The organism is Reyranella sp., from assembly GCF_052439685.1.
Classification (GTDB): domain Bacteria; phylum Pseudomonadota; class Alphaproteobacteria; order Reyranellales; family Reyranellaceae; genus Reyranella.
Genome location: NZ_JBQVQG010000013.1, coordinates 1 through 26491, shown reverse-complemented (window position 1 = coordinate 26491; position 26491 = coordinate 1). Strand labels below are relative to the sequence as shown.

The 26491-nt window shown below is 65.6% G+C and carries 27 protein-coding genes and 3 tRNA genes; 18 read left to right on the top strand and 12 right to left on the bottom strand.

Annotated elements, in window-relative coordinates:
* Positions 1 to 103 precede the first annotated feature (103 nt).
* Both ACT6UX_RS17310 and ACT6UX_RS17305 read right to left on the bottom strand, forming a co-directional pair.
* On the bottom strand, positions 104 to 718 hold the full coding sequence (locus ACT6UX_RS17310; protein WP_444776391.1) for an NAD(P)-dependent oxidoreductase: 615 nt from the start codon (positions 716 to 718) through the stop codon (positions 104 to 106).
* Complete coding sequence (locus ACT6UX_RS17305) at positions 715 to 1614, bottom strand: alpha/beta fold hydrolase (RefSeq protein ID WP_444776390.1); 900 nt, start codon at positions 1612 to 1614, stop codon at positions 715 to 717. Before ACT6UX_RS17305 ends, ACT6UX_RS17310 begins: the two co-directional genes overlap by 4 nt.
* Positions 1615 to 1680: 66 nt before the next feature.
* Between ACT6UX_RS17305 and ACT6UX_RS17300 the strand changes: the two genes are divergently transcribed.
* Positions 1681 to 2646 carry a fatty acid desaturase family protein gene (locus ACT6UX_RS17300; protein WP_444776389.1) on the top strand — a complete coding sequence of 322 codons (966 nt, stop codon included), beginning with the start codon at positions 1681 to 1683 and terminating at the stop codon, positions 2644 to 2646.
* A 69-nt stretch (positions 2647 to 2715) separates the two neighbouring features.
* Here the strand turns inward: ACT6UX_RS17300 and ACT6UX_RS17295 are convergent, their stop codons facing one another.
* Together ACT6UX_RS17295 and ACT6UX_RS17290 are read right to left on the bottom strand one after the other, a co-directional pair.
* A complete protein-coding gene (locus tag ACT6UX_RS17295) occupies positions 2716 to 3273 on the bottom strand; it encodes a hypothetical protein (RefSeq protein ID WP_444776388.1) in 558 nt (185 codons plus the stop codon).
* A gap of 263 nt (positions 3274 to 3536) precedes the next feature.
* Entirely contained in the window at positions 3537 to 4148 is a 612-nt protein-coding gene (locus ACT6UX_RS17290) for a 2-hydroxychromene-2-carboxylate isomerase (RefSeq protein ID WP_444776387.1), read from the bottom strand.
* 91 nt (positions 4149 to 4239) lie between these two features.
* On the opposite strand from ACT6UX_RS17290, the gene ACT6UX_RS17285 reads away from it, so the two are divergent.
* The 5 genes from ACT6UX_RS17285 (at position 4240) to ACT6UX_RS17265 (ending at position 8116) form a co-directional block, all read left to right on the top strand.
* Positions 4240 to 5004, top strand: a complete 765-nt coding sequence (locus ACT6UX_RS17285; RefSeq protein ID WP_444776386.1) for a glutamine amidotransferase-related protein — start codon at positions 4240 to 4242, stop codon at positions 5002 to 5004.
* Positions 5005 to 5070: 66 nt separating this feature from the next.
* Entirely contained in the window at positions 5071 to 6030 is a 960-nt protein-coding gene (locus ACT6UX_RS17280) for an SPFH domain-containing protein (RefSeq protein WP_444776512.1), read from the top strand.
* A gap of 6 nt (positions 6031 to 6036) precedes the next feature.
* The gene (locus tag ACT6UX_RS17275; RefSeq protein ID WP_444776385.1) at positions 6037 to 6480 is read left to right on the top strand and encodes an NfeD family protein; all 444 of its coding nucleotides are present in this window, start codon (positions 6037 to 6039) and stop codon (positions 6478 to 6480) included.
* A gap of 61 nt (positions 6481 to 6541) precedes the next feature.
* A complete protein-coding gene (locus ACT6UX_RS17270; RefSeq protein ID WP_444776384.1) occupies positions 6542 to 7756 on the top strand; it encodes an MFS transporter in 1215 nt (404 codons plus the stop codon).
* A 69-nt stretch (positions 7757 to 7825) separates the two neighbouring features.
* Positions 7826 to 8116 (top strand): hypothetical protein, encoded by a 291-nt coding sequence (locus tag ACT6UX_RS17265; RefSeq protein WP_444776383.1) that lies wholly within the window; start codon positions 7826 to 7828, stop codon positions 8114 to 8116.
* Positions 8117 to 8118: 2 nt separating this feature from the next.
* On the opposite strand, the gene ACT6UX_RS17260 is transcribed toward ACT6UX_RS17265, so the two are convergent.
* Together ACT6UX_RS17260 and ACT6UX_RS17255 are read right to left on the bottom strand one after the other, a co-directional pair.
* Positions 8119 to 9225, bottom strand: a complete 1107-nt coding sequence (locus tag ACT6UX_RS17260) for a PLP-dependent cysteine synthase family protein (RefSeq protein WP_444776382.1) — start codon at positions 9223 to 9225, stop codon at positions 8119 to 8121.
* Between the two features lie 31 nt (positions 9226 to 9256).
* A complete protein-coding gene (locus ACT6UX_RS17255) occupies positions 9257 to 10195 on the bottom strand; it encodes an acetamidase/formamidase family protein (RefSeq protein ID WP_444776381.1) in 939 nt (312 codons plus the stop codon).
* Positions 10196 to 10278: 83 nt separating this feature from the next.
* On the opposite strand from ACT6UX_RS17255, the gene ACT6UX_RS17250 reads away from it, so the two are divergent.
* Positions 10279 to 11139 carry a 23S rRNA (adenine(2030)-N(6))-methyltransferase RlmJ gene (locus ACT6UX_RS17250; protein ID WP_444776380.1) on the top strand — a complete coding sequence of 287 codons (861 nt, stop codon included), beginning with the start codon at positions 10279 to 10281 and terminating at the stop codon, positions 11137 to 11139.
* Positions 11140 to 11154: 15 nt separating this feature from the next.
* On the opposite strand, the gene ACT6UX_RS17245 is transcribed toward ACT6UX_RS17250, so the two are convergent.
* Entirely contained in the window at positions 11155 to 11970 is an 816-nt protein-coding gene (locus ACT6UX_RS17245; protein WP_444776379.1) for a polyphosphate kinase 2 family protein, read from the bottom strand.
* A gap of 94 nt (positions 11971 to 12064) precedes the next feature.
* On the opposite strand from ACT6UX_RS17245, the gene ACT6UX_RS17240 reads away from it, so the two are divergent.
* From ACT6UX_RS17240 to ACT6UX_RS17225, 4 genes are read left to right on the top strand one after another with little or no spacing between them, the layout of a single operon-like run.
* Complete coding sequence (locus tag ACT6UX_RS17240; RefSeq protein ID WP_444776378.1) at positions 12065 to 13195, top strand: MlaE family lipid ABC transporter permease subunit; 1131 nt, start codon at positions 12065 to 12067, stop codon at positions 13193 to 13195.
* Positions 13195 to 14010, top strand: coding sequence for an ABC transporter ATP-binding protein (locus ACT6UX_RS17235; protein ID WP_444776377.1), 816 nt, complete (start codon positions 13195 to 13197; stop codon positions 14008 to 14010). Before ACT6UX_RS17240 ends, ACT6UX_RS17235 begins: the two co-directional genes overlap by 1 nt.
* 6 nt (positions 14011 to 14016) lie before the next feature.
* Positions 14017 to 15051, top strand: a complete 1035-nt coding sequence (locus tag ACT6UX_RS17230; RefSeq protein WP_444776376.1) for an MlaD family protein — start codon at positions 14017 to 14019, stop codon at positions 15049 to 15051.
* Positions 15048 to 15785 (top strand): ABC-type transport auxiliary lipoprotein family protein, encoded by a 738-nt coding sequence (locus ACT6UX_RS17225; RefSeq protein WP_444776375.1) that lies wholly within the window; start codon positions 15048 to 15050, stop codon positions 15783 to 15785. Before ACT6UX_RS17230 ends, ACT6UX_RS17225 begins: the two co-directional genes overlap by 4 nt.
* 15 nt (positions 15786 to 15800) lie before the next feature.
* Here ACT6UX_RS17225 and ACT6UX_RS17220 read toward each other — a convergent pair whose 3' ends face one another.
* Together ACT6UX_RS17220 and ACT6UX_RS17215 are read right to left on the bottom strand one after the other, a co-directional pair.
* Positions 15801 to 16865, bottom strand: coding sequence for a phosphotransferase (locus tag ACT6UX_RS17220; protein ID WP_444776374.1), 1065 nt, complete (start codon positions 16863 to 16865; stop codon positions 15801 to 15803).
* A 79-nt stretch (positions 16866 to 16944) separates the two neighbouring features.
* Positions 16945 to 18504: a fatty acid--CoA ligase gene (locus tag ACT6UX_RS17215; protein ID WP_444776373.1), complete on the bottom strand. Its 1560-nt coding sequence runs from the start codon at positions 18502 to 18504 to the stop codon at positions 16945 to 16947.
* 135 nt (positions 18505 to 18639) lie between these two features.
* Between ACT6UX_RS17215 and ACT6UX_RS17210 the strand changes: the two genes are divergently transcribed.
* The gene (locus tag ACT6UX_RS17210) at positions 18640 to 19611 is read left to right on the top strand and encodes a UDP-glucuronic acid decarboxylase family protein (protein ID WP_444776372.1); all 972 of its coding nucleotides are present in this window, start codon (positions 18640 to 18642) and stop codon (positions 19609 to 19611) included.
* Positions 19612 to 19675: 64 nt separating this feature from the next.
* Here ACT6UX_RS17210 and ACT6UX_RS17205 read toward each other — a convergent pair whose 3' ends face one another.
* Complete coding sequence (locus ACT6UX_RS17205; protein ID WP_444776371.1) at positions 19676 to 20701, bottom strand: NAD-dependent epimerase/dehydratase family protein; 1026 nt, start codon at positions 20699 to 20701, stop codon at positions 19676 to 19678.
* Between the two features lie 302 nt (positions 20702 to 21003).
* Between ACT6UX_RS17205 and ACT6UX_RS17200 the strand changes: the two genes are divergently transcribed.
* Genes ACT6UX_RS17200 through ACT6UX_RS17190 form a run of 3 tightly spaced genes read left to right on the top strand, consistent with a single transcriptional unit; the run spans position 21004 to position 24599 of the window.
* Entirely contained in the window at positions 21004 to 22758 is a 1755-nt protein-coding gene (locus tag ACT6UX_RS17200; RefSeq protein WP_444776370.1) for a carbamoyltransferase family protein, read from the top strand.
* Between the two features lie 59 nt (positions 22759 to 22817).
* Positions 22818 to 23813 carry a UDP-glucose 4-epimerase GalE gene (gene galE, locus ACT6UX_RS17195; RefSeq protein WP_444776369.1) on the top strand — a complete coding sequence of 332 codons (996 nt, stop codon included), beginning with the start codon at positions 22818 to 22820 and terminating at the stop codon, positions 23811 to 23813.
* Positions 23814 to 23822: 9 nt separating this feature from the next.
* Positions 23823 to 24599 carry a glycosyltransferase family 2 protein gene (locus ACT6UX_RS17190; RefSeq protein WP_444776368.1) on the top strand — a complete coding sequence of 259 codons (777 nt, stop codon included), beginning with the start codon at positions 23823 to 23825 and terminating at the stop codon, positions 24597 to 24599.
* Between the two features lie 4 nt (positions 24600 to 24603).
* On the opposite strand, the gene ACT6UX_RS17185 is transcribed toward ACT6UX_RS17190, so the two are convergent.
* Both ACT6UX_RS17185 and rlmB read right to left on the bottom strand, forming a co-directional pair.
* A tRNA-Thr gene (locus ACT6UX_RS17185) sits at positions 24604 to 24678 on the bottom strand.
* Between the two features lie 49 nt (positions 24679 to 24727).
* Positions 24728 to 25489 (bottom strand): 23S rRNA (guanosine(2251)-2'-O)-methyltransferase RlmB, encoded by a 762-nt coding sequence (rlmB, locus tag ACT6UX_RS17180; RefSeq protein ID WP_444776367.1) that lies wholly within the window; start codon positions 25487 to 25489, stop codon positions 24728 to 24730.
* A 183-nt stretch (positions 25490 to 25672) separates the two neighbouring features.
* Between rlmB and ACT6UX_RS17175 the strand changes: the two genes are divergently transcribed.
* The 3 genes from ACT6UX_RS17175 to ACT6UX_RS17165 all read left to right on the top strand — a co-directional run.
* Positions 25673 to 25759 (top strand) — tRNA-Tyr (locus tag ACT6UX_RS17175).
* A gap of 35 nt (positions 25760 to 25794) precedes the next feature.
* Positions 25795 to 25868: transfer RNA gene (locus ACT6UX_RS17170), tRNA-Gly, on the top strand.
* A gap of 70 nt (positions 25869 to 25938) precedes the next feature.
* Positions 25939 to 26491, top strand: a 553-nt coding sequence (locus tag ACT6UX_RS17165) for a GTP-binding protein (RefSeq protein ID WP_444776366.1), incomplete at its 3' end; no start/stop codon positions are given.

Sequence of the window (26491 nt, the reverse complement as noted above, 5' to 3'; positions counted from 1 at the left end):
GTGGAGACGATTACTGCATCAGCCATTTGAGTTTCCTTCCAGATAGAACCTTGGAGTCGCGGTGGGGCCCCCCCCCCCCCCGCCCCCCACGCCCCTTTTGACCTCAATAAGCCGCCGTGAAGCGCTTGTGCAGGTGCTTGGGCTTCTCGATCTCGTTCACGATGGCGACCGCGAAGTCCTCGCGGCTGATGGCACTCTGGCCTTCCTTGTCCTCGAGCAGGTGGTCCTTCCCCAAGCGGAATTTGCCGGTGCGGTCGCCGGGTTGGATCGAAGCGGGCGGCGAGATCGCCGTCCAGTCTAGGTCCTTGGCCTTGCGCACCTCTTCCAGCGCCAGCGACGCAGGCTTCGAGGTCGGGGGCTGAATACCGCGATCGGCCATATGATCGAGATGGGTACGCCCGTCGGCCCTCAACAGGCTGCCGGCGCCGACCACGAACAGCACGCGCTTGACGCCGCTCTTGCGGACTGCTTCCAGCACGTGGTGCACGCTGGCCTCGTTCCACTTCACCGAGGCCACGATGATATCGTGCCCCTTGAGAATGGCCGACATCGAGACGACGTCGGTCGTGCTGCCTTGCCGGATGGTCATGCCGGGGCGCGGCTTGAGCTTGGAGGCGTCACGGGTGATGGCCGTGACGCTGTGCTTGCGGGCAAGCGCCTCGTCGAGGACGCGGCTGCCGATATTGCCCGTGGACCCGATCAGGGCGATGGCGGTCATTGTGGAATTCCCTTCATGAGGTCGCGCAGCGCAGCCACGGTCTCCGCCGGCGCCTCCTGCGGGACGTTGTGGCCGATGCGCGGCAGCATGCGCCGTTCGTAACCGCCGGTGAACTTGTCGGATTGGCCGTCGCGGTCGGACGCGGGCCCGACGCCGTCGGCGGCGCCGTGGAGATTGATGGTGGGTACCGTGATCGCGGGCTGCATCGCCAGCCTGGCTTCCAGCGGCTCGAGGGCGGGATCACCTTTCGCGTAGCCGTAGCGGTGCCGGTAGGACTGGATCACCACGTCGACGAAATCGGGATTGTCGAACGAGGACGCGGTCGTCTCGAACGTCGCTTCGTCGAACTTCCATTCCGGCGACCACAGGCTCCACAACAGCCTGCAGACGTCGCGGCGGTTCTTGGTGAGCCCGGCGCGTCCGCGCTCGGTGTTGAAATAATACTGGTACCAGAGGCGGTGTTCGGCCGCCGCGGGGGCGGGCTCGACCGAGGCCGCGATGTTTTGGAGGTTGTAGCCGGTACAGCTCACGAGGCAGCGCACACGCTCGGGCCACAGCGCCGACACGATGCAGGCCGCGCGACCGCCCCAGTCGTAGCCGGCGAGGGCGGCCCGCTGGACGCCGAGGGCGTCCATCAGCTGCAGCAGGTCGTGACCGAGCGCCGCCTGTTCGCCCGACCGCGGCGTTTCGGGCGACAGAAAGCGGGTTGGGCCATAGCCCCGCAGGTACGGTACCAGCACGCGGCTGCCGCCGGCCGCAAGCGCCGGCGCCACCTCGTCATAGGCGCGCACGTCGTAGGGAAAGCCGTGCAACAGGATCACGGGGGCGCCGTCGGCCGGCCCGTGCTCCTCGTAGGCGACGTCGAGAACGTCGGTGCGGATGGTTTTGCGTAGCATGTGTTCAACATATAGCGGCCCTCGGCCACCGTTGACAGTCGCGCGTGCCGCGACCAGCGTCGAACCATGAGCCGAATCGGCGATTACCTGACCCTGGAGCAGACACGCAGGCTGGGTGCCAAGTCGAACCTCGTCGGCGGCCTGCTCGTCCTGCACGGCTGGGGTCTGATCGCAGGCAGCATGGCGCTGTTCGCCTGGTGGCCGAACCCCTTTACCTTCCTCCTGGGTGTCATGGTGATCGGCGGACGCCAGCTCGGTCTCGCCATCCTGATGCACGATGCCGCCCACGGACTGCTGTTCGCCGATCGCCGGCTCAATGAGCAGGTGGGGAGCTGGCTGTGCGCTTTTCCGGTCTTCACGAGCCTTGTGCTCTACAGACCCTACCATCTGCAGCACCACCGTTTCACACAACAGGCTCAGGATCCCGATCTCGGCCTGTCTCGGGCGTTTCCCACCAGCCGCACGAGCCTGCGCCGCAAGATCGTCCGCGATCTCTCGGGCCAGACCGCCTTCCTCAGGCGGGGCGAGCAACTCCGCCGGGCGCTGGGTCCCGCCGACGCGACGGCCGGCGTTCAGCTCGGAAACCTGTGGCGCAACGAGAAGGGGCCGCTGATGGCGAACCTCGTCCTGCTCGCAGGGCTCTCGGCCTCCGGATATTGGTGGCTTTACCCCGTGATGTGGCTCTTGCCGCTCGCCACCTGGTACCAGCTCGTGAGCCGCATCCGGAACATTGCCGAGCATGCCGTGGTCCCCGACAACGACGACCCGCTGCGCAACACGCGGACCACCTACGCAAACCCTCTGATGAGGCTTCTGGTGGCGCCCTACTGGGTGAATTACCACCTCGAACATCACCTGTTCATGTTCGTGCCGTGCTGGCGCCTGCCGCAGGCGCATCGCGCCTTGCTGGATGGTGGCCATCGTCTGTCGATGGAACTCAAGCCCGGCTATCTTGCCGTGCTCAAGGCCGCGACCACCGGCACAACGGGCGGCGGTCGCAGCCCGGATGCGCGAACCGCGCAGCACATCTGATCGACCGCCTGCGTTGGCAAAATAAAAGGGCGGTCCGCTGGACCGCCCTTTCCTCAAAGCCGCGCCCGCTTACTGGGCGGGGCAGGCGTAGATGTTCATTTCCGGGCCGAGGTCGTACGGCGGCGGTACCTGCGACAGGGCCGTGACCTTCGGGTCCATTGCCCAGTCGAAGGCGCGCTTGCCCCGGCTGCAGAATTCCTTGTCGGTCGGCGCGCGTTGCGCCGTGCGGTTGGCGACTTCGGTCACGAACACATCCGTGTTGAAGCGCTTGCGGCCGGCGATCTGGGAGAGCGAGCGGGCGTTGGTCGCGAACTCGTTGCGGAACTTGCCGACGAAGTCGGCATAGACCGTCTCGTAGGCGCGGCGTCCGCCCGGGCCCTGGCACTGCAGGGTCACGACCTGGAGTTCCTGCTGAACCATGCGTGCACGCACGATCTCGAGGTCCGCTGCGTTGTAACAGATGGCGCGGGTCTGGCCCGCGGGAGGCGACGGCGGCACGGGGGCCTGATAGTCAGCCGCCGGCGGCTTCACGGGCGCAGCCGCTGTCTTGGATCCGCCGAGCGTACAGGCGCCCAGCGCGAGGACGCTCCCCGCAAGTACCGCCGCCTGTGTAAGCCTCTTGAACATCCGCAAACTCCCAACGCCGTTGGCCGGAAACCGCCAGCGGGTACAACAGTTAGCCGCCCGTTTCAAACGCTAATACCAATTGCGGGACGAGATGCGCCTATTTCCCGCAATTCTCAATGTAAAGCTTTGGTGAGGGCCCGGTCGGATACTTGCCAACCCCAGGTCGATCCAGGCCTCCGCCACCGTAAGCAGTGGCGCGAGGTGGAAAATCCCGACGCTGCCGCAGGCCGGGGCGGGCCACTTTCCGGGCGAGGCCTCGGCCGTCAGGCGGGCACGACCTCGAGCGCGGCCTTGATGAGCGGCATTCGGTCGTTGCCGAAGAACATGTCGTGCCCGACGAAGATGGTCGGGCTGCCGAAGCCACCGCGGGCGATCAGCTCGTCGGTGTTGGCGCGTAGCTGCGCCTTGCAGGATTCGGTCTCGATGCCGGCAAAGAAGCGCTGGCGCTCGATGCCGCCCCTGGTGGCGATGTCGGCGAGCACATCTTCCTTGGACAGGTCGCGGTCGTCGCTCCAATAGGCCTGGAAAGCGGCAGTGGCGTAGGGGACCAGCTTGCCCTCGTCCAGCGCCACGAAGGCGCCGCGCATGCACTTCACGCTGTTCACGGGGAAGACCGCGGGCGGGAACTTGATGGCGAGCCCGTAGAGGCGGGCCCAATCCTGCATGTCCTTCTGCATGTAGGCCTGCTTCCGCGGGTTGGGCTTCGCACGGCTCTCGTAGACGGTCTGGTTCACGGCGTTGAACACGCCACCCACCAGGATCGGCTTCCAGACGATCTCGGCACCCGCTTCGTGCGCCAGCGGCTGGATCGCGTGGAAGGCGAGATAGGTCCACGGGCTCGAGCAATCGAAGTAGAAATCGAGTTGGCGCGCCATTTCGTCCCCCTGAATCCGTCCGCCTTGTCGTTGCCATACATGGCGCGTATCTTGCAAATCCATGACGGTACCGACTGGCCAGTGTAGAGAAATGGGCCCCAAAAAGATCGCCATCGTCGTGCATCAGCAGCATTCGCGTCCCGGACGGGTCGGCGCGCTGCTCGAAATGCGCGGTTACGAACTCCACAGGCTTTGCCCCAATCTGGGCTGCAATCTGCCCGAAGACATGTCGGAATATGCAGGTGTCGTAGTCTTCGGCGGCCCGATGTCGGCCAACGATTGCGGCACTCTCGCAGGCATCAAGTGCGAACTCGAGTGGATCCCCAAGGTCGTCGACGCCGGCGTGCCCTTTCTCGGCCTTTGCCTGGGCGCCCAGCTTCTGACGCGGGCAGCGGGCGGCCGGGTCGGACCGCACCCGGAAGGGCTGGTCGAGATCGGCTATGTCGATGTCGAACCCACGGATGCGGGTCGCGAGTGGTTCAGGGCGCCGATGAAGGTCTACCAGTGGCATCGCGAAGGCATGACGATTCCGGACTGCTGCGAACTGCTGGCCACCAACGACCGCTATCCGGTGCAGGGTTTCCGCTGCGGCCCCAGCGCCTTCGGCTTCCAGTTCCATCCGGAGGTCACGCTGGAGATGAAGGGCATCTGGACGCTGAGCGCGGCCGAACGGCTGAAGATGCCGGGCGCGCAGCAGCGCGGAGTCCATCTGTCCATGCACGCGCTCTACGATCCGCCGCTCGATCGATGGATCAACGGTTTCCTCGACCGCTGGCTCGCGACCGACCAGCGGGGCGCGGCGGCCTCCAGGGACTCCCGCAGCCCCGCAGCCGAGTTCGCTGCCGCCGCCGACTAGCGGCGCGATAGTGCGCCGCCCGGCCATGGGCTAGTGTCTCCTGGAAACCGCAGGAGACGCTGAATGATATCGGGTGCTCTGATTTTCGTGCTGGCCGTCGTCCTCGTGGCGCTCGTCCTGATCTTCGCCGGCGTCAAGACGGTCAACCAGGGCACCAACTGGACGGTCGAGCGGTTCGGCCGCTACACGCGCACCCTGGCGCCCGGCCTGCATTTCATCGTGCCCTTCATCGACACGATCGGCCGCAAGATGAACATGCAGGAGAATGTTTTCGACATTCCGGCACAGAAGGTGATCACCAAGGACAATGCCACCGTGCAGGTCGATGCCGTGGCTTTCTACCAGGTGATCGATGCTGCCCGCGCCGCCTACGAGGTCCAGAATCTCCAACTGGCCATCACCAATCTGGTCCTGACCAACATCCGCTCGGTGATGGGCAACATGGCGCTCGACGAGGCATTGTCGAAGCGCAACGACATCAACAACACGCTGCTTGCGGTCATCGACCAGGCGACCAGCCCCTGGGGGGTCAAGGTGCTGCGCATCGAGGTCAAGGACATCGCCCCGCCCGAGGACATCGTGGTGGCGATGGGCCGCCAGATGAAGGCCGAGCGCGAGAAGCGTGCGACCATCCTCGAGGCCGAGGGCATTCGCGAATCCAGCATCCAGCGCGCGGAGGGCGAGAAGCAGTCGGCGATCCTCACCGCCGAGGGCCGCCGCGAGGCCGCCTTCCGCGATGCCGAGGCGCGCGAGCGGATGGCCGAGGCGGAAGCCAAGGCGACGTCGGTCGTGGCCGAAGCCATCGCGGGGAACGGCGTCCAGGCGACCAACTACTTCCTGGGCACCAAGTACGTCGAGGCGTTGGCGAAGATGGGGTCCAGCCCCAACGCCAAGGTGTTCTTCCTGCCCGTCGAAGCAGCAGGCGTGATGGCCTCGATCGCCGGCATCGGCGAACTCGCGAAGGAGGCACAGGCGCGCGGCGTCGAGGCCACCCGGACGCGCGGTTCCGTTCCCAGCGCGGGCTGAGCGGCGATGTTCAAGATCGTCTTCTGGTACTGGTGGGCGGTCGCCGCCGTGTTGCTCGTGTTCGAGATGATGCTGCCCGGCGTCGTCTTCCTCTTCCTCGCCATCGGGGCGGGGGCGGCGGGACTGTTCCTTCTGGTCGTATCGGATCTCTCGATCGAATTGCAGCTCCTGACCTTTGCGGTGGTCTCCGTGGTCGCGGCCGTCGGGCTGCGCCGGACCTTGCGACGGCTGCAGCATGCCGACAATCCGCCGACCTCCACGCTCAACGCCCGCGGCGACGCCCTGATCGGCCGCATCATCGTGCTCGACGAGCCGATCCTGAACGGGCGGGGCCGTGTGATCCTCGGCGATGGAAGCTGGAGCGTGACCGGTCCCGACATGGTCAAGGGCGCCAAGGTCCGCGTGAAGTCGGTGAGTGGGACCGAACTTGCGGTAGAGCCCGCCCCCTGAACTGGGGACTTGCCAATGTTAACCATTTGGTTAACTGTAGGCGAGATCCGAGAGGGTGGCGATGGAACGGTCCTACGGCTGGGTAATCGTTGGCGCGGGCGCGCTGATGGGATGTGTCGCAATCGGGGCACTGTTCTCGCTTGCGGTCTTCCTGCAGCCCATGTCCGAGGCGACGGGCTGGTCGCGCACCGGCATTTCGAGCGCGATGACGCTCGATTTCCTGACCATGGGCGTCGCTGCCTTCGGCTGGGGCGCGCTCAGCGACCGGTTCGGTCCGCGTATCGTCGTTCTCTCGGGCGCCCTCCTGCTGGGGCTGGGTCTCGCGCTGGCCAGCCGGGCGACCAGCCTGCTGGAGTTCCAGCTGATCTACGGAATCGTGGTGGGCGTCGCTGCCGGCGCGGTGTTCGCGCCGATGATCGCCACCGTCACCGGCTGGTTCGACAGGCACCGCAGTCTCGCCGTCTCGCTGGTCTCCGCCGGGATGGGCGTGGCGCCCATGACCATCTCGCCTTTCGCGCAGTGGCTGATCTCCGCACACGACTGGCGGACCGCCATGCTGACGATCGCCATTGGCGCCTGGGTGCTGCTGGTCCCGGCGGCCCTGCTGGTCCGCCGTCCGCCGGAGGACACGGCCGCCTCTGCGGGTACCCCGGCGGAAGGCGGGGAGGCGATGACGGTCGGGCAGGCGCTACGCTCGTCGCAATTCATCGTTCTCTCGCTCACCTTCTTCTGCTGCTGCGCCGCCCATTCCGGCCCGATTTTCCATACGGTCAGCTACGCGCTGGCCTGCGGCCTTCCGGCCATGACGGCGGTCACGATCTACAGCGTCGAAGGGCTGGCGGGGCTCGGCGGCCGCATTCTGTTCGGCCTTATGGGCGACCGGTTCGGCGCGCGGAGAGTGGTCGTCGTGGGGTTGATGGTCCAGGCGGTGGGCGCCGGCAGCTATTACTTCACGCGCGACGCGGGGGAATTCTATGCCGTGGCGGTCCTGTTCGGCATGGCCTATGGCGGCGTCATGCCCCTCTATGCCGTGCTGGCTCGCGAGTACTTCCCCATGCGTATCATGGGGACGGTGTTCGGCGGCGCAGCCATGATCTCCAGTCTCGGCATGGCGCTGGGCCCCGCGGTGGGCGGCTGGATATTCGATACGTTCCACGGCTACGGCTATCTCTACATCGCGTCGTTCGGCATGGGCCTGGCGGCCGTCGCCATCGCGCTGGCCTTCCCGGCGCCGCCGTCGTCCGCCCCATGCACGCCGCGAGTGCAGCCGGCGTAAATCTGCGCAGGCTACGCAACGGCGGGGCCATCTTACGAGTTGATCCGGTAACAGAACCCGGAGAGTGCGATGAAAGTGGCCCTGCCTGTCCTGCTCGTCCTCGCGGCTTTCGGTAGCGCCGCCCAGGCCCAGCCCCAGCGTTTCAATTCCGACTTCAGCACGATGCAGGAGTCGGGCCCGCCCGTCGCGGGAGGGAACGGTGCCACGGCCGGCCCGAACTGGAAGAACCAGGCGATCCTGCCGATGCCCGGCTCGACCGAGCTCAGCGAAGTCCCGCGCTACCCGATCACCGACGAGCCGCTCGTGCCGAAGCCGACGGCGCCGCCAGTTCGGGAGGCGCCGCGCCGCGCCCCGCAGTAGCTTCAGATGATTGCGTCGCCGTCCTTCAGGAAGGCTTCCAGAGCGCGCTCGTGCGGCTCGAGGTCGAGGCCCTGAGCGGCGATCCATTCGTCGTTGTAGTAGGTGTGGCCGTAGCGTTCGCCCGCGTCACAGATCAGCGAGACCAGAGACCCCGTGCGGCCCTCGGCCTTCATGCGCGAGGTGAGGATGCAGAGCGCCACGAAATTGGTGCCGGTGGAGCCACCGACCTTGCGGCCGAGCAGCCGCGACAGAACCCGCATGCCGGCCAGCGACTGGGCGTCGGGTACGCGCATCATGCGATCGATCATGTTGGGCAAAAATGACGGCTCGACTCGGGGACGCCCAATCCCCTCGATCCGCGAGCCGCGGTCGCAGGTCGCCTGGAGGTTGCCCGTGGCGAAGGCTTGGAAGAAGGCCGAGTATTCCGGATCGGCGACGCACAGCCTCGTGGCGTAACGCATGTAGCGGATGTAGCGGCCGAGCGTTGCCGTGGTGCCGCCGGTGCCGGCGCTCATGACGATCCAGGTGGGAACGGGATGGGGCTCGCGGCTCATCTGCTCGAAGATGGACTCGGCGATGTTGTTGTTGCCGCGCCAGTCGGTGGCCCGCTCGGCATAGGTGAACTGGTCGACGTAGACCCCCCGCAGCTCGGTCGCCAGGGTCTCCGCGGCGGCGTAGATGCCGCGCCCGTCCGCCACGAGATGGCACTTGCCGTGCTGCCGCTCGATCTCCGCGATCTTCTCCGCCGAGGTCGATGCCGACATGACGGCATGGAAGGGCAGGCCCAGCAGGCGGGCGAAGTAGGCTTCCGAAATCGCCGTCGAACCCGACGAGGCTTCGACGATCGGCGTGTCCTGCCGGATCCGGCCGTTGCAGATCCCGTACAGGAACAGCGAGCGCGCCAACCGGTGCTTGAGGCTGCCGGTGGGATGGGTCGACTCGTCCTTGAGATAGACGTCGATCCCCTCGAGCACCGGCAGGTCGAGCCGCAGCAGATGCGTGTCGGCCGAGCGGCGCTGGTCGTTGCGGATCAGCTCCAGCGCGCGGCGGGACCATTCGGCATCGTTGTGACGGGCGACCGCCTCGTCGAGAAGCTGCATATGCGTCATGATCCCGCCAGCCCGTAACCGGTTCCCGGCGTCAGCCGCCGATGATCTTCTTGTCGATCATGCAGTGGATGCCCTTGTTGCCGTCCACCGTCTGAGTCACGTGCAGGTCGGCCTGCAGGCTGCAGAGCATGTAGGCGTCCTCGGGCTTGAGGCCGGTCTTGGCGGTGATCAGGCGGATCATGTCGCGCAGTGCTTCCTTGGCGGCATCGTCGAGATCCTGGTCGAAGCCGTGGGTGATCCAGTGGGTCGCCGTCTCGGCGCGCGGGTTGTTGAGCTTCATGCCCTTGTGCAGCGTGAACTTGAAGGTGCCGCTCAGGCTGGTCTCGAGCGCCGTCAGATTGACTTCGCCGTCGCCCTGCACGCCATGGCCGTCGCCGGTCGAGAACAGGCCGCCATCGGCGAAGACGGGGAAGTAGACCGTGGTGCCGACCCGGAAATGCTTGTTGTCGATGTTGCCGCCGAAGGCGCGCGGCTCGACCGAGCTGCACTGGCCCCATTCCGGCGGCGGGGCGACGCCCATGATGCCGAAGAACGGCTTGAGCTCGATCTCGGTGCCCCAGGGCATGGTGCAGACGCCGCGGTTTGAATCGATCGGAATGTGCGTCAGGCGATAGAAGGGGAAGTCCTCGGGCAGGGTGCCCATCAGCGGTCGCTGCACGTTCCAGCCCCAGTTGGTGCGGAACTTGATGTCGAGCACCTCGACCGCCAGCACGTCGCCGCGCTCGGCGCCCTCGACATGGACGGGGCCGGTCAGGATGTGCCGGCCGATATGCGGCTTCAGTTTGGAGAGGATCTCGCGATGCTCGGGCAGTACGTTGAAGGGCTCGCCGGGCAGGATCTCCGCGGCGCCCGACACGCAATGGATGGTGGCGGTGTCGCCCGACTTGATGCGCAGCTGCGGCGGGAGCTGGCTGTCGAAATAGCCCCAGTGGCAGGTCTCGGGCGAAGAATGCAGCTCATGGTTGGCCATTTCGATCCTCAAATGTAGTGTCCCGCGCCTGAAGCACATACCGTGCCCGGGGAATCATCTCAAATCGGGCCAGAAAGTCTTTCGTGAACTATCGCCACGGCTACCACGCCGGCAATTTTGCCGATCTGCTGAAGCACACGGCGCTCTGCGAGCTCCTGCGTCTGTTGACCACCAAAGACAAGAAGCTGTTCGTGCTCGACACGCATGCCGGAGCCGGGGGCTATGACCTCGGCGGTTCCCAGGCCCGTCGCACCGGCGAGGCTGAGGCCGGCATCGGGCGCCTGATGGCCGAGAGCCAGGCCGGGATGCCGGCGGCGGTCGCGCGCTATCTCGCGGCGGTCCGGGCCTACGATCGCAAGTTCGGCCCTCCCGGCGGCCAGCTCCATCGCTATCCCGGTTCGCCGCGGCTGGTCCGTGCGGTGCTGCGTCCGGGCGACCGGTTCGTCGCCTGCGAGAAGCATCCCGAGGAGGCGCTGCTGCTGAAGCGTGAGTTCGCCGGCGACCGCGCTGTCGAGGTGCGCCAGGCTGATGGCTACCACGCGATCAAGGCGGCACTGCCGCCGGTCGAGCGGCGTGCCCTGGTGCTGATCGATCCGCCCTTCGAGGCGACCGACGAATTCGAGGTCCTGACGCGCGCCGTGCGGCACGGGCTGCGCCGCTTCGCCACCGGCTGCTACGCGATCTGGTATCCGATCAAGGACGAGGCGGCGGTCTCGCTGTTCGTCGCATCCCTGGCGGAGGTGGAATACCTGCGCATGGAACTCGATCTGGGGCCGCGCACTCCCGAAGGGAAGCTCGCGGCGTGCGGGCTCATCGTGATCAATCCGCCCTGGAAATTCGAGGAGGCAATGCGCGAGGCGCTGCCGTGGATCGCGGCCCGTCTCGGCGAGGGTGCCATGTCGAGCTTCTTCGTATCGCCGAGCGAGTCGCCGGCTCAGTCCTGAACCGTTGGCGCAACGCTACTTCTTGCCGTCGGCGCTCTTCTCCGGCCGCCATCCCCAGACTTCGTAGGCGGCTTCGAGGATCCGCGGGTCGAGCGCGTGGCTCTCGATCTTGACGCCTTCCCCCAGCTGATCCGCGATGATCTTCAGGCCCTCGAGCCGGGCGTGCATCTTCTCGTCACTGGCGACGACATGCCAGGGGGCGTGTCCGGTGTCGGTGCGTTCCAGCATGTCGTCGTAGGCATCCAAATACTGCTTGCGCTTGGCGATGTTGCGGAAATCCTCGAGGCCGATCTTGTAGTGCTTGCTGGGCTTGCTCAGCCGCTCGATCATGCGCCGCTTCTGTTCCTCGGCGCTCACATGCACGAGCAGCTTCACCATGCGCACGCCATCGTCCGCGAGTTGGCGCTCGAACTCGTTGATCTCGCGGTAGGCGCGCTCCCAGGCGGACTTCTCGCAGAAGCCCTCGATGCGCTCCACGAGGACGCGGCCGTACCACGTGCGGTCGAAAATCGCCCAGTTGCCGGGGGCCGGAAGCCGGTTCCAGAAGCGCCAGAGATAGTGGTGGCCCTGTTCCTCGGGCGTCGGCGCGCCAATGCGCCAGACCTGCACCGATTTCGGTTCCAGTCCCGCTACCAGCCGCTCGATCATGCCGCCCTTGCCGGCGGCGTCCCAACCGTCAAGGCAGATCAGCGCCCGTCCGCCCGTCCGCAGGTCGTGGATCTGGAGGTCGAGCAGTCGTTCCTGCAGTTTCTTGATCTGGCGTTCGTAACTCTGCTTGTCGATCGGACCGTCGATCATCTCGATCTTGTCCAGCCGTGGCCACTTGCCCATCCGGTCCTCCCTGGCGGATCGTGACAGCGCCATGGCGCCGAGGCAATGCACGGAGATTGACAGCGGTAACCGACGCGACGACTAATCTTCGCCGATGGCCGAAGCGGAACCCACAATTCGTTACACCGAGCGCGGGGGCAGGCCCGTCGTGGAAGTCGGCGGGACCTGGACGGTTTTCAGCGTCCGCGGCATCCGCAAGAAGGCCGAGAGCGCACTCGCAGCCGCCGGCACCCGCTCGAAGGATCGTCCCGCCATCGATGCGACGGCGGTCGAACGCATCGACACCGCAGGCGCACTCGAGATCCTGGAAATCTCCGGATGCGGACCCGAAGCCGAGGTGGAGACCCGAAACGAGTCGCAGGCCGCCCTGTTCAAGGTGGTCCGCGAGAACATGTGCCAGGCCCAGCCGGACCGTAAGGTCAACTGGTTGGCGCACTGGCTGGAGGAGATCGGCCACGGAACGATCGACTTCTACAAGCAGATCCTCAATCTCTGCTCCTTCTTCGGCGAAATCCTGGTGGTCCTCGTCGAAGCCATCCTGCAGCCCAAGCGCTTCCGGCCGAACGCCATCATCCGGCAGATGTACGAGGTCTGGATCCGAGCCCTCGTGATCGTCGGCGTGCTGTGCTTCCTGATCGGCGTGGTCATCGCCTACCAGGGCGTCCAGCAGCTTCGCCAGTTCGGTGCCGAGACCTTCACGGTCGAGGCGGTCGGTATCGGCATGTTCCGCGAGCTGGGGCCGCTCCTGACGGCAATCATCGTCGCTGGCCGCTCGGGCAGTGCCTTCACGGCCCAGATTGGCACGATGCAGGTCAACCAGGAGGTCGATGCGATGCGCACGATCGGCCTCAATCCGGTCGAATGGCTGGTTCTGCCGCGCATCTGCGCGCTGCTGATCTCGATGCCGCTGCTGGCCTTCTGGGGCGACATGGCGGGCCTGCTGGGCGGCGCGGTCGCCTGCACCGTCTATCTCGACTTCACTTTCGTGCAGTTCTTCGACCGGCTGCGCGATACGGTCGGCGCCTGGCATTTCTACACCGGCATGATCAAGGCCCCGGTGTTCGGCATCGTGATCGCCACGATCGGCTGCTTCGAGGGCCTCCAGGTGCGCGGCAGCGCCGAGAGCGTGGGGCAGCTCACGACCAAGTCCGTGGTCGAATCGATTTTCTGCGTGATCGTGCTGGACGCGCTGTTCTCGATCATCTTCCTGCTCGCCGGCGTCTGATGGCCGAAGGCGCCAAGGTGGAAGGGGGGCAGATCGTCGATCACAGCGACGGCCGGGAGGTCGTGCTCCGCCTGCGAGGCATCCGAACGCAGTTCGGCGACAAGGTGATCCACGACCACCTCGATTTCGACGTATTCCGTGGCGAAATTGTCGGACTGGTTGGCGGATCGGGAACCGGTAAGTCAGTCCTGCTGCGGACGATCATCGGCCTTAATCAGGCGCGAGAGGGCACGATCGAGATGCTGGGGGTCGATACCAGCACTCTTCAAGGCAAGGCCCGGCGACAGATGCTGGCCCGTACAGGTGTCCAGTTCCAGGATGGCGCTCTGTTTTCCTCCCTCAGCGTAACGGAGAACATCATCGTCCCGATCCGCGAGCACGCCGAACTGGAAGAGCAGACCATGCGCGACATCGCGGCCCTCAAGGTGGCTCTGGTCGGCCTTCCGAGCGACACCGGGGAAAAGAAGCCGTCTGAACTTTCCGGTGGCATGCGCAAACGTGCCAGCCTGGCACGCGCGCTTGCACTCGATCCGGAACTGCTGTTCCTCGACGAACCGACGGCGGGTCTCGATCCGATCGGCGCCGCGCACTATGACGAATTGGTCAAGGGCCTGAGCCACAATCTCGGGCTGACCGTCTTGATGGTCACGCACGACCTCGATAGCCTTAATGCTATTTGCGACCGTATTGCAGTCCTTCTCGACAAGCGCGTCGTGGTGGGTACGATGGCGGAGTTGCTTGAATACGACCATCCTTGGGTCCGGGAATACTTCCACGGACCGCGTGGGCGCGCAGCGCGGCGGGAGCAGAAGTAGTATCGGATGGAAAGAAAATCGCCTTACGTGCTGATCGGCGCGGCGATGATCCTGTTCGTCGCCGCTCTGGCCGGATTCGTCATCTGGAAGCTGCGTGCGGGTGATCGCACGTCGTATGCCTACTATGACATCCTGTTCTCCGGCGACGTCCAGGGGCTAACCAAGGATTCGCCGGTCTTCTATCGCGGGCTGCGCGTCGGCCGCGTGGCGGACATCCAGCTCACGTCGAGGCTGGAGACGCAGCGTTCGACCGGACGGGAGCGCCTGACCGAGAAGATCGAGGTCACGGTGGCGGTCGACTGGTCGATCGATATTCGAGACCGGTCCTACGCTGTCTTCGAGAAGCCTTTCATCGCCGGCGCCCCGTTCATCCAGATCGTGGGACGCCTCGACGTCGACCAGGTGAAGCCCAAGAAGAAGCTGGGCGACAAGCCCTACCCGGAGATTCGCGAGGGCGCCTCGTTCCTGCAGGCGACCTCGACCTCGGCCCAGGAGCTTCTGACCAAGGCCAGCACCACCGTGGACCGGCTGAACGACCTGCTGAGTCCGGACAATCTCGGGGCGGTCACCGACACGCTGCGCAACCTGCAGACCGCGACAAACGCCTTTGCCAAGTCCGATGGCGCCATCCAGACGACGTTGGCCGAACTTCCGGGAGCGATTGCCGATTTCCGCAAGACCTTCAACAAGCTGAACGAGCTTTCGGATTCATTCACGCTGATCGCCCAGGAGCTCGGCCCGCAGGATGCCGAGACGCGCAAGGCACTGGCCGGCAAGGATCCGGGTGAGTTGCGTAAGACGCTGAACGAGACCCGGGCGGCACTGGCCAACATCAATGCCGCCGCCAACCAGCTCAACAAGCTGGTCACGGACAATAGCCGTCCGATCAAGAATTTCACCGAAATCGGTCTCACCGAGTTCTCGCTGGCGCTCCGGGACCTGCGCCAGCTCACCGCCAACCTGAACGTCATTGCCACGCGACTGGAGCGCGACCCGGCCAATTTCGTGTTCAGCGGCAAGCAGGGATACACGCCGAAATGATCCGTTGCCTGGCCGCCTGCGCGGCCGCCGTCGCGCTCCTGTCGGGCTGCTCGTTCGTCAGCGCCGTCGATTCGGTGGGCGATCCGACCGACCTCTACACGGTCTCGCCCAAGAGCACCTTCGACTCCGATCTGCCCTCGGTCTATTGGCAGCTCGCGGTGGAGGCGCCGGTGGCGGCGGCGAACCTCGATACCGGCCGCATCGCCATCGCCATGACGCCGACCTCGACGGACTATTATGCCAAGGTGGCGTGGACCGACCGGGCGCCCCTGATGGTGCAGACCCGTATCGTCGATTCCTTCGAGAACACGCGCAAGATCGTGGCGGTTTCCCGAGAGTCGATCGCGCTACGGGCTAACTACGTGCTGCAGCCCGACCTGCGTAATTTCGAGGCCATGTATTTCTACGGCATGCCGCCGATCGTGAAAGTCCGGATCATCGCCAAGCTGGTGCGGATGCCGGACCGGCAGATCATCGGCGTCGCCTCGTTCGAGCGCTGCGTCCGGGCGCGCGCCGACAAGGTGCCGAAAGTCGTCGAAGCCTTCGACCAGGCCTTGGGCAGCGTAATCAAGCAGCTGGTGTCCTGGACACTCCGGACGCCCCCGCCACAGCCCCCAAGCGACTCGGTGCCCTACGATATTGCGCGCTATCGCAATCCGGCCAACGCCATCATCGACAGCGCGAATTGTCCGAAGGGCAACGACGCCTCGATGGTGCCGTACACCGACGAGTAGGGAAGGGAAGCGCGCTCAGGCGCGCTTCTCGACCATCGACCACGCGAGGTCAGCCATCGCGCGCGCGCGGTTGCCGTATTTCGTCGCCGTTTCGGACGAGGCATTGCCGTCGAGGCCGCGCTTGTAGACGCCCTGCACGATGGCAGCGAGGCGGAACAGCGAAAAGGCCAGGTAGAAATTCCAGGCGGGTACATCCTTGCGACCGGTCCTGCGGGCGTAGGCGGCAAGATATTCCTGCTCGGTCGGAATGCCAAAAGCCTTCAGGTCCTGACCGGCATAGCCGCCGGACGCCCCGAAGCCCTCGCCGAAATGGTACATCATGCAGTTGTAGCCGAGGTCGGCCAGCGGATGGCCGAGCGTCGAGAGCTCCCAGTCGAGTACCGCGATGACGCGGGGCTCGGTCGGGTGCACGATCGTGTTGCCGAGACGATAGTCGCCATGGTTGATGCGCGTTTCGTCGCCGGGCGGGATGTTCTCCGGCAGCCACTTCTTCAGCGCTTCCATCGATGCGATGTCTTCGGTGCGGGCGAGGTCGTACTGGCTCGACCAGCGGGCGACCTGCCGCTGGATGTACTGCCCCTCGCGGCCATAGTCGCCGAGGCCGACCGCGCGATAGTCGACATTGTGCAGGCGCGCCAGCACATCGTTCATCGAGTCGAATATCTTGCCGCGATCCGCCGGCGAGACGCCCGGCATGCGCACATCGGCGAAGACCCGGCCCGGCAGGAACTGCATGATGTAGAAGGTCGTGCCGATGACCGAATCGTCCTGGCAGAGCGCGTAGGGCTTCGGAACGGGCACGTCCGTATGGTCGGCCAGGGCCTTGATCACACGATATTCGCGGTCGACCTGGTGGGCCGAGGGCAGCAGCTTGCCCGGGGGCTTCTTGCGCAGCACGTACATGTTGCCGGCGCCGTCGGTGACGTGGAAGGTCGGGTTGCTCTGGCCGCCCTCGAACTGGAGGATGCTGATCGGGCCGCGATAGCCCTCGACATTGGCCTTCATGTAGTCGGCGAGCCTTGCTTCGTCGAAAACGTGAGCGGCGCGGACGGGCGTGAGATTGTCGGGCAGAATGGACATGGGACTCTTCTAGAACCGTGGCATCGGGATTTCGAGACGCGTTTGCGATCGGGTCCGCAGGGCGGTCACGTCGAGCCTGTCAATTGATGTTGCGCTGCCGGCCTTCCCAATAGGGCTTGCGCAGCTCGCGCTTCAGGATCTTGCCGGTCGGGTTGCGGGGCAGGGCGTCGATGAAGTCGACCGATTTGGGCAACTTGTACCCGGCGATCCGCCCCCGTGCCCAGCCGATCAGCTCTCCCGGCGATACGTCCGCGTCGGGCTTGCGCACCACGACGGCCTTCACCGCCTCGCCCCAACGTTCGTCGGGAACGCCGATCACCGCCACGTCGGCCACGCCCGGATGGCCGAACAGGGCGCTCTCGACCTCCGCAGGATAGATGTTCTCGCCGCCCGAGACGATCATGTCCTTCACGCGGTCATGGATGAACAGGTAGCCCTTCTCGTCGAGATAGCCGGCGTCGCCGGTGAAGAACCAGTCTCCCTGGATGGCGCGCTTGGTGGCGTCGGGCAGGCGCCAGTAGCCGGCCATCACCTGAGGCGAACGGACTGCGATCTCACCGACCTTGCCCGCTGGCACGTCCGCGCCGGAATCGTCGACGATGCGGAGCTCGACGCCCACCTGGGCATAGCCGCACGACAGGAGCTTTTTCGCGTCGGACGGATCGTGATCCTCGGGCGGCAGCAGGGTGATGGCGCCCGTAGTCTCGGTGAGTCCATAGACCTGTTGAAAGCCGCATCCGAAGATCGACAGTGCCTGTTTCAGCAGCTCGCCCGGGATCGGCGCGGCGCCGTAGACGATCAGGCGCAGGCTCGAGAGCTCGGTCTCGCGGATCTGCGGCGCTTGCACCAGGAAGAGGATCATGGCCGGCACCAGCAGCATCACCTCGATGCGGTCGCGCTCGATGATCTCGAGCACCCGTGCAGGGATAAACTCCCGGACCACATGGTTGGTCGCGCCTGCATAGAGGCCGGCGATGGCCCAGCCCGCGCCGCCGATATGAAACATCGGCAGGCAGACGAGGTTCTGGGTCCCGGGCTTCAGCAGCCAGCTGCGCGTCCATTGCTCGAACATGAAGGCGAAATTGGCATTGGTCAGCTCTGCTCCCTTCGGCAGGCCCGTGGTACCGCTGGTGTAGAACTGAACGGCTGTGTCCCGGGGGTGGGCGGGCAGGCACGGGTCGGTGTCGGGGTGTCTGTCGCGCCAGTGCCCGAAGGCCTCCCAGTCGCCGTGCCGCCGCCCCAGGGACACGATCCGGCGGACGGTCTTCAACTGCTCGCGGATCTCCTCGACGACGGGGAAGTATTCCTCGCCGACGAAGAGCATCTCGGCCTCGGCGTCGTTCACGATCTGCAGCACCTCGGGTGCGGCCAGACGCCAGTTCACCGAGACCATCACGGCACCGGCCTTGGCGACGCCGAACAGCAGCTCGAAGAAGAGGTCGCTGCTCTTGTCGAGATGGGCAATGCGGACCCGGGGCTCGATGCCTTCGGCGACGAGGCCGCTGGCAGCGCGGCTGGAAGCGCGATCGAGTTCGCCGTAGGTCGTGGGCCGGCCTTCGTAGACGATCGCCACTGTGTCCGGACGTGCCGTACCATGGACGCGCACGATGTCGGCCAGGCCGACCATCTCGATGCTCATAGGACGCTTCCCCTGCGATATTGGCCCGGTCCCGCCGCGGGTGGGCAGCTTCATCCTTCGGTGATTTTGAAGTGAATTCAAGAGCTTGATGGCCTAGTGTCGAGCGCGATGTGAGAGGCGATTCCGAGGGGCATCATGGGCAAGCGGATTCTGGTCACCGGCGGGGCGGGCTTCCTCGGTTCGCACCTCTGCGAGCGCCTGCTCGAAGCCGGACACGACGTGCTCTGCGTCGACAACTACTTCACCGGCAGCAAGGCCAACGTGCTGGCTTGCCTCGACAATCCGCGCTTCGAACTGATGCGTCACGACGTGACGTTTCCGCTCTATGTCGAGGTCGACGAGATCTACAACTTGGCCTGCCCGGCCTCGCCGATCCACTACCAGCACGACCCGGTGCAGACGACCAAGACGAGCGTCCATGGCGCCATCAACATGCTGGGCTTGGCCAAGCGGGTGCGGGCCAAGATTTTCCAGGCCTCGACCAGCGAGGTCTACGGCGATCCGACGGTGCATCCGCAGGTCGAGAGCTATCGCGGCAACGTCAATCCGCTGGGGCCGCGGGCCTGCTACGACGAGGGCAAGCGCTGCGCGGAGACGCTGTTCTTCGACTATCACCGCCAGCACGGGCTGCGCATCAAGGTGGCGCGCATCTTCAACACCTACGGCCCGCGCATGCACCCCAACGACGGGCGCGTGGTGTCTAACTTCATCGTGCAGGCGCTGAAGGGCGAGGACATCACCATCTACGGCGACGGCATGCAGACCCGGGCCTTCTGTTTCGTCGACGACCTGCTCGACGGCTGGCAGCGCCTGATGGACCATACGCCCGACGATTTCACCGGGCCGGTGAACATCGGCAATCCGGTCGAGATGCCGATCCGGCACCTGGCCGAGAAGATCCTCGACAAGGTCGGCGGCAAGAGCCGGCTGGTGTTCGCGCCGTTGCCGGCCGACGATCCGATGCAGCGCTGCCCGGACATCACGCTCGCCCGCGAGGCGCTCAAGTGGGAGCCGAAGGTCGCGCTCGACGACGGGCTGACGAAGACGATCGCCTTCTTCGACGAGCTGCTGAAGAGCAACAGGGGCCTGAGCGGGATCGGCCGTTAGCCCCAATGCAAAGCGCCGCGAAGTTTTCTTCGCGGCGCGTTCGTGGTCCGGCGTTCCCGGCGGCTTACTGGGCCGCGAGGGCCTGCTTCGGCAGGGCGTTGACGACCGATTCCTTGCCCGAGGTCATCTCGTCGTAGATCCACTTGTAGGTCTTCTCCATGCCGTCCTCGAGACGGATGGAGGGGGCCCAGTTCATCAGCTTCTTGATCAGCGTGTTGTCGCTGTTGCGGCCGCGCACGCCCTTCGGGGCGTCGAGCTTGTAGCTGCGCTTGAGCTTGATGCCGGCGATCTTCTCGACCATGTCGACCAGGGTGTTGATGCTGACCAGCTCGTCGCTGCCGATGTTCAGCGGCTCGATGATGTCGCTCTCCGCGAGCTTGATCGTGCCCTCGGTGCAGTCGTCGATGTACATGAAAGAGCGGGTCTGCTCGCCATCGCCCCAGATCTCGATCTCGTGCTTGCCGGAGAGCTTGGCGGCGATGACCTTGCGGCACATGGCGGCCGGGGCCTTCTCGCGCCCACCGTCATAGGTGCCTTCCGGACCGTAAACGTTGTGGTAGCGCGCCACGCGGGTGGCGATGCCGTAGTCCTCGCGATAGTGGCGGGCCATGCGCTCGCTGAAGAGCTTCTCCCAGCCGTAGCCGTCTTCCGGCAGCGCGGGGTAGGCGTCTTCTTCCTTCAGCGCCGTCACGTTGGCGTCGGTCTGCTTGTCGCCGTTGTAGACGCAGGCCGAGGACGAATAGAAGAAGCGCGGCACGCCGGCTTCCTTGGCGGCGACGAGCATGTGGGTGCTGACCAGCACCGACAGCATGCACTCGGCCTTGTGGGTCTCGATGAAGCCCATGCCGCCCATGTCGGCGGCGAGATTGTAGATCATCGCGGCGCCCTTGGCGGCCTTGCGGCAGGGCTCGAGCTGGGCGAGATCGCCCACCTGGTTCTCGACACCCGGAATCTTCTGGTACCACTCTTCGAGCGGCTTCACGTCGACCGCGCGAATCTTGGTGTGGCCGCGTTGCTGCAGGACCTTCACCAGATGGCCGCCGATAAAGCCACCGGCGCCGGTCACGACGACGAGATCATTCTTGGACATGCACGAGAGCCTTTCGATCGAAGCGAGGGGTTTTATCCGACTTGTCAACGACTTGCGAGGGTTGCGACGCGCCTCGGTCGAGCACGCGATCGGGGCCCCGGGAACCGAGGGGGCCGCTCGAGGCTGTCCGTTTGATCGGAAGTGCCGCCCTCGTCAAGCCGTCGACGCGCCGCACGGGCTGTGCAAGGCCCGGCGACGGTCGCACCTTTTCGTCCGCAAGCCGGCGAAAAAGGTAGTCCCCCATAAATATTGATTTATACCAACCACATAGGCGCAATCTCAGCGATGTCCGATCTTCCCGCATGACCTACATTCTCGGCCTCAACGCCTATCACGCCGACGCGGCTGCCTGCCTTTTGAAGAATGGCGAACTTGTGGCGGCGGTGGAGGAGGAGCGGTTCCGCCGCATCAAGCACTGGGGCGGCTTCCCCAGCGAATCGATCCGATACTGCCTGGGCGAGGCCGGCATCTCGCTGGCCGAAGTCGACCATGTCGCGGTCAACAGCGACAACAAAGCCAACCGCTGGCGTAAGCTCGGCTTCGCGCTGACTTCCCGCGTCAGCCTGAGCTACGTGATGAGCCGCCTGCGCAATCGCGGCGAGCGGGCCGACATCGCGGGCAACCTCAAGCGCCATCTTCCGGACCAGGAATTCCGGGGAACGGCGCACATGGTCGAACACCATCTCTGCCATCTCGCATCGGCCTCCCTCGTTTCGCCCCATGACAGGGCGGTGGCGGTCTCGGTCGATGGATTCGGCGACTTTTCCTCCGCGGCCTGGGGCCTGGGCGAGGGAGGGAACCTGTCGGTCGACGGCCGGGTCTACTTCCCGCATTCGCTGGGCGTTTTCTACGAGGCGATGACCCAGTTCATCGGGTTCCCGCACTATGGCGACGAGTATAAGGTCATGGGCCTCGCGCCCTACGGCCAGCCGGCCTTCGTCGAGCAGATGAAGGAGATCGTCCGTCTCAGGAACGACGGCACCTTCGCGCTCGACCTGCGCTATTTCCGGCATGCCTCGGGGCAGGGCGCCAGCTATCAGGTCAAGGACGGCATCCCCTCGGGCGGCCGCTTGTGGAGTGACGAACTCGTCAGGCTGCTGGGACCGGCCCGGGACCCGGAGGCGCCGCTCGAAGACAAGCACCGCGACATCGCGCGTTCGGCCCAGGTGACCTACGAGAACGCGTTCTTCAACCTGCTCAACGCCCTGCATACCCGCTACGAGACCGACGCCGTCGTACTGGCTGGCGGCTGCGCCTACAATTCGGTGGCCAACGGCAAGGTTCTCGATCGTACCCCGTTCAGAAAGCTCTACGTGCAGTCCGCGGGCGGCGATGCCGGGGGCGCGATCGGGGCGGCCTTCGCGACCTGGCACAAGACCGGCGGGGCTTCGGCCAAGCGCCATTTCGTGATGGACCACGCCTATTGGGGCCCGTCGGCGACACCGGACGAGATCGCGGCGGCCATCGCCCGGCGCCGGACCGATTTCGACGCGGCCGGCTGCCGCATCGAGCGCATCGCCGACGAGGCGACGCTCTGCCGGCACACCGCCCAGGCGATCTCCGAGGGCAAGGTGATCGGCTGGTTCCAGGGACGGCTGGAATGGGGACCGCGCGCGCTCGGCAACCGCTCGATCCTGGGCGATCCGCGCCGCGCCGACATGAAGGACATCCTCAACCTCAAGATCAAGCGGCGGGAATCCTTCCGCCCGTTCGCGCCTTCGATCCTGCGCGACGCGGTGCCGGATTGGTTCGAGACCGATGACGACGTGCCCTTCATGATGCAGGTCTTCCGCATCCGGGAGGAGAAGCGCAAGGAAATCCCTGCCGTCACCCATATCGACGGGACGGGCCGTCTCCAGACCGTCACCTGGTCGGGCAACCCGCGGTACGCGAGGCTGATCACGGCTTTCCGCGACCTCACGGGCGTGCCGATCGTGCTGAACACCAGCTTCAACGAAAACGAGCCGGTGGTCTGCAAACCCGAAGAGGCGATCGACTGCTTCCTGCGGACCAAGATGGATGTCCTCGTACTCGGCGACACGCTTATTCAGCGCTGACCGTGCAATTGGGTTATCCTGCTCTCTAGAGCATTCGAGCGGTGGGAGGGGACGGCATCGTGCGTGTACTGGTGGCGGGAGGCGCGGGCTATATCGGCTCGCATACATGCAAGGCGCTCGCGCGTGCAGGCCACCTGCCGATTGTCTACGACAACCTTCACACCGGCCATCCGTGGGCGGTGAAGTGGGGCCCGCTGGTCCAGGGCGACATCAACGATCCCGTGACCCTTGCCGCGGCGATCCGCGAGCATTCGCCAGATGCGGTCATCAACTTCGCAGCGCTTGCCTATGTCGGCGAGTCGATGGTCGAGCCGATGCGCTACTACCGCACCAACGTCGGCGGCATGGTCACGCTGATCGAGGGCATGCGGGCGCATGGCGTGGGCCGGATCGTGTTCAGCAGCAGCTGCGCGACCTACGGCGTGCCCGATGTCCTGCCGGTCGTCGAGGCCACCGGCCAGTTGCCGATCAACACCTATGGCCGCACCAAGCTCATGGGCGAACAGATCCTGCGCGATGCCTGTGCCGCCCATGGTCTGGGGGCGATCGCGCTGCGCTACTTTAATGCCGGCGGCGCCGATCCCGAGGGCGAATTGGGCGAAGAGCACGATCCGGAGACGCACATCATCCCGTTGGTGCTGCAGGCGGCGCACGGCACCCGGCGGGAGATTTCCATTTTCGGGACGGACTACGACACCCCGGACGGCACCTGCATCCGCGACTATGTGCACGTGACCGACCTTGCGGCGGCCCACGTCGCTGCGCTTTCTCGCTGCGAGGCCGGTACTTGCCAAGCCTACAATCTCGGCGGCGGACAAGGCGTGAGTATTGGCGAACTGATCGCCCGCGCGCGACGTCTCACTGGCCGCGAGATCCGGACCGTTCCGGCGCCGCGGCGGGCGGGCGATCCCCCGGTGCTGGTGGCGGACGTCTCCCTGGCGCGGCGGGCGCTCGACTGGGAACCGGCCCATTCGGCGATCGACGACATCATCGGCAGCGCCTGGAGATGGATGACGGACAGCCGCGGCCGCGCGATACAGGCCCGGGCCCGCTAGAGAACGCCCATGGATCGCGACAGCATCACCCCGCTGCTGATCACATTCAACGAGATCCAGAATATCGGGCGGACGCTGGCAAAGCTCGACTGGGCGCGGCGCATCGTCGTGATCGACAGCGGCAGCACCGACGGCACGCTCGACCTGATGGCCCGGAACCCGCGCGTCGAGATCTTCCCCCGGCCGTTCGACAGCTTCGCCGAACAATGCAATTTCGGCCTGGAGCAGATCCGCACCGACTGGGTCCTGTCGCTCGATGCCGACTACGAGCTGAGCGACGCTGTCGTGGCCGAACTCGCGGGCCTGCAGCCGGGTCCGCAAGACGCGGGCTACAAGGCGGCCTTCATCTACCGGATCCACGGCCAGCCGCTGCGTAGGACGCTCTACCCGCCGCGGACTGTGCTCTATCGGGTCGCAGGCGCGCGGTACGAGAACGAGGGCCATGGGCACCGCATCCGCCTTCAGGGCCGGGTGACGCCCCTGAAGGGCAGGATCTTCCACGACGATCGCAAGCCGCTGTCGCGCTGGCTGGGCTCGCAGCTGAAGTACGCCGCCCGCGAGGCAGCGCATCTTCTGGAGACCCCGAGCGCCCGGCTGGGCCGCGCCGACAGGATCCGCCTGATGGGCTGGCCGGCGCCGATCCTGGTCCTGGGCTACGTGCTGTTCGCGAAAGGCGCGATCCTCGACGGAAAGGCCGGCTGGTTCTACGCCTTCCAGCGCCTGCTGGCCGAAGTGCTGCTCGCCCTGGAGCTGCTGGATCGCCGCTTGTCCGTCCTGGCGAAATGAAGGCTGGTGCCGGGTGAGGGGATCGAACCCCCGACCTTCGGTTTACAAAACCGCTGCACTACCGCTGTGCTAACCCGGCCCTAGGCTTGCCTTCGGCGGATAGATAACCGAACTCCGCGAAAGTCGCATCACTTCGGTTGCTGGCGTACCCATTCGTAGGCGGCGACCGCGGCGGCGTTCGAGACGTTGAGGGCCGAGAGCGCGTCGCTGGTGGGGATCGTCACCAGCCGGTCGCACTTTTCTGCCGTCAGCCGCCGCAGGCCCTCGCCTTCGGCGCCCAGCACGATGCAGGTCCGGCCCTTGAGATCGAGGTCGCCGATGCGCGTGTCGCCGCTTTCGGCCAGCCCGTAGGTCCAGAAACCGGCCTCCTTGAGCTGGTCGAGGGTGCGGGCGAGGTTGACGGCGCGCACCAGCGGAACGACCTCCAGCGCGCCGGAAGCAGCCTTCGCCAGGGTGCCGGTGTCAGACGGGGTGTGGCGGTCGGTCACGATCACGCCGCCGGCGCCGAAGGCCGCGGCCGACCGCAGGATGGCGCCCACATTGTGCGGGTCGCTCACCTGATCGAGGGCCAGGACGAGGGCATTTTCGCCGCAGCGCGCCAGGATATCCTCGAGGGCGGGCTCGTCCAGAGGCGCCACGAGCGCCGCGATGCCCTGGTGGACGGCGCCGTTGGGCAGGCGCTGGTTCAGGTCCTCGCGCGACGTGATGGTCTTGTCCGTCTTGCCGATCTCGGCGGCATGGATGTCCGCCATCTCCTTCGTCACGAACACCCGTTCGATCCGACGGTCGGGATTGGCGAGGGCGGCGAGCACGGCGTGACGGCCGAAAATCCATATGGATTGGTTGCCGGTGCGGGACTGGCGATGGGGACGATTGGGGCGAGGGGGCATGGCGAGCCTTGTATGGCGCGGAGCGGGTGGGGGCAAATCCCCTGTCGCCGGGGCATATTCGCACAACGGCCGCGCCCGGCGGCCGCGCGTTTTGTTTCCACCGCAAGGAAGTGCTTGCCACTCACCGGAACAGACTGTATCTCCGCGCGCCTACAGGCTTTTTCCGTTACTGCCGGTTGGGACGGAGGGGTGGCCGAGCGGTCAATGGCAGCAGACTGTAAATCTGCCGACTTCGCGTCTACGAAGGTTCGAATCCTTCCCCCTCCACCAGCGGTTCTTGGCGAGAGTGGCTCTGTTAGGGCGTTGCGGGTGTAGCTCAATGGTAGAGCAGAAGCCTTCCAAGCTTACGACGAGGGTTCGATTCCCTTCACCCGCTCCAGGTTTGGCTTAAGTCGGCCAGTTAAGTTCGGTCTGTGTAGAAGCAGAAGCATCACGAGGGTCGCGACACCATGTCGAAGGCAAAGTTTGAGCGGAACAAGCCGCACTGCAACATCGGAACGATCGGTCACGTTGATCATGGCAAGACGTCGCTGACGGCAGCGATCACGAAGATCCTTGCGAAGACGGGTGGCGCGACGTTCACGGCCTACGACCAGATCGACAAGGCCCCGGAAGAGCGGGAGCGCGGCATCACGATCTCGACGGCGCATGTCGAGTACGAGACGCAGAACCGCCACTATGCGCACGTGGACTGCCCGGGCCATGCCGACTACGTGAAGAACATGATCACGGGTGCGGCGCAGATGGACGGGGCGATCCTGGTGGTTTCGGCGGCCGACGGCCCGATGCCGCAGACGCGCGAGCACATCCTGCTGGCGCGCCAGGTCGGCGTTCCGGCGCTGGTCGTGTTCATGAACAAGTGCGACATGGTGGACGATCCGGAGCTTCTGGACCTGGTCGAGCTCGAGGTTCGCGAGCTTCTGAAGAGCTACCAGTTCCCGGGCGACGACCTTCCGGTGGTGCGGGGCTCGGCGCTGATGGCGCTGGAGGACAAGAACCCCG

Excerpts from the sequence above, each read along its gene's own strand:
- ACT6UX_RS17310 (WP_444776391.1), bottom strand. The coding sequence starts at position 718 with ATGACCGCCATCGCCCTGATCGGGTCCACGGGCAATATCGGCAGCCGC.
- ACT6UX_RS17305 (WP_444776390.1), bottom strand. The coding sequence starts at position 1,614 with ATGCTACGCAAAACCATCCGCACCGACGTTCTCGACGTCGCCTACGAG.
- ACT6UX_RS17300 (WP_444776389.1), top strand. The coding sequence starts at position 1,681 with ATGAGCCGAATCGGCGATTACCTGACCCTGGAGCAGACACGCAGGCTG.
- ACT6UX_RS17295 (WP_444776388.1), bottom strand. The coding sequence starts at position 3,273 with ATGTTCAAGAGGCTTACACAGGCGGCGGTACTTGCGGGGAGCGTCCTC.
- ACT6UX_RS17290 (WP_444776387.1), bottom strand. The coding sequence starts at position 4,148 with ATGGCGCGCCAACTCGATTTCTACTTCGATTGCTCGAGCCCGTGGACC.
- ACT6UX_RS17285 (WP_444776386.1), top strand. The coding sequence starts at position 4,240 with ATGGGCCCCAAAAAGATCGCCATCGTCGTGCATCAGCAGCATTCGCGT.
- ACT6UX_RS17275 (WP_444776385.1), top strand. The coding sequence starts at position 6,037 with ATGTTCAAGATCGTCTTCTGGTACTGGTGGGCGGTCGCCGCCGTGTTG.
- ACT6UX_RS17270 (WP_444776384.1), top strand. The coding sequence starts at position 6,542 with ATGGAACGGTCCTACGGCTGGGTAATCGTTGGCGCGGGCGCGCTGATG.
- ACT6UX_RS17265 (WP_444776383.1), top strand. The coding sequence starts at position 7,826 with ATGAAAGTGGCCCTGCCTGTCCTGCTCGTCCTCGCGGCTTTCGGTAGC.
- ACT6UX_RS17260 (WP_444776382.1), bottom strand. The coding sequence starts at position 9,225 with ATGACGCATATGCAGCTTCTCGACGAGGCGGTCGCCCGTCACAACGAT.
- ACT6UX_RS17255 (WP_444776381.1), bottom strand. The coding sequence starts at position 10,195 with ATGGCCAACCATGAGCTGCATTCTTCGCCCGAGACCTGCCACTGGGGC.
- ACT6UX_RS17245 (WP_444776379.1), bottom strand. The coding sequence starts at position 11,970 with ATGGGCAAGTGGCCACGGCTGGACAAGATCGAGATGATCGACGGTCCG.
- ACT6UX_RS17240 (WP_444776378.1), top strand. The coding sequence starts at position 12,065 with ATGGCCGAAGCGGAACCCACAATTCGTTACACCGAGCGCGGGGGCAGG.
- ACT6UX_RS17235 (WP_444776377.1), top strand. The coding sequence starts at position 13,195 with ATGGCCGAAGGCGCCAAGGTGGAAGGGGGGCAGATCGTCGATCACAGC.
- ACT6UX_RS17230 (WP_444776376.1), top strand. The coding sequence starts at position 14,017 with ATGGAAAGAAAATCGCCTTACGTGCTGATCGGCGCGGCGATGATCCTG.
- ACT6UX_RS17225 (WP_444776375.1), top strand. The coding sequence starts at position 15,048 with ATGATCCGTTGCCTGGCCGCCTGCGCGGCCGCCGTCGCGCTCCTGTCG.
- ACT6UX_RS17220 (WP_444776374.1), bottom strand. The coding sequence starts at position 16,865 with ATGTCCATTCTGCCCGACAATCTCACGCCCGTCCGCGCCGCTCACGTT.
- ACT6UX_RS17215 (WP_444776373.1), bottom strand. The coding sequence starts at position 18,504 with ATGAGCATCGAGATGGTCGGCCTGGCCGACATCGTGCGCGTCCATGGT.
- ACT6UX_RS17210 (WP_444776372.1), top strand. The coding sequence starts at position 18,640 with ATGGGCAAGCGGATTCTGGTCACCGGCGGGGCGGGCTTCCTCGGTTCG.
- ACT6UX_RS17205 (WP_444776371.1), bottom strand. The coding sequence starts at position 20,701 with ATGTCCAAGAATGATCTCGTCGTCGTGACCGGCGCCGGTGGCTTTATC.
- ACT6UX_RS17200 (WP_444776370.1), top strand. The coding sequence starts at position 21,004 with ATGACCTACATTCTCGGCCTCAACGCCTATCACGCCGACGCGGCTGCC.
- ACT6UX_RS17190 (WP_444776368.1), top strand. The coding sequence starts at position 23,823 with ATGGATCGCGACAGCATCACCCCGCTGCTGATCACATTCAACGAGATC.
- rlmB (WP_444776367.1), bottom strand. The coding sequence starts at position 25,489 with ATGCCCCCTCGCCCCAATCGTCCCCATCGCCAGTCCCGCACCGGCAAC.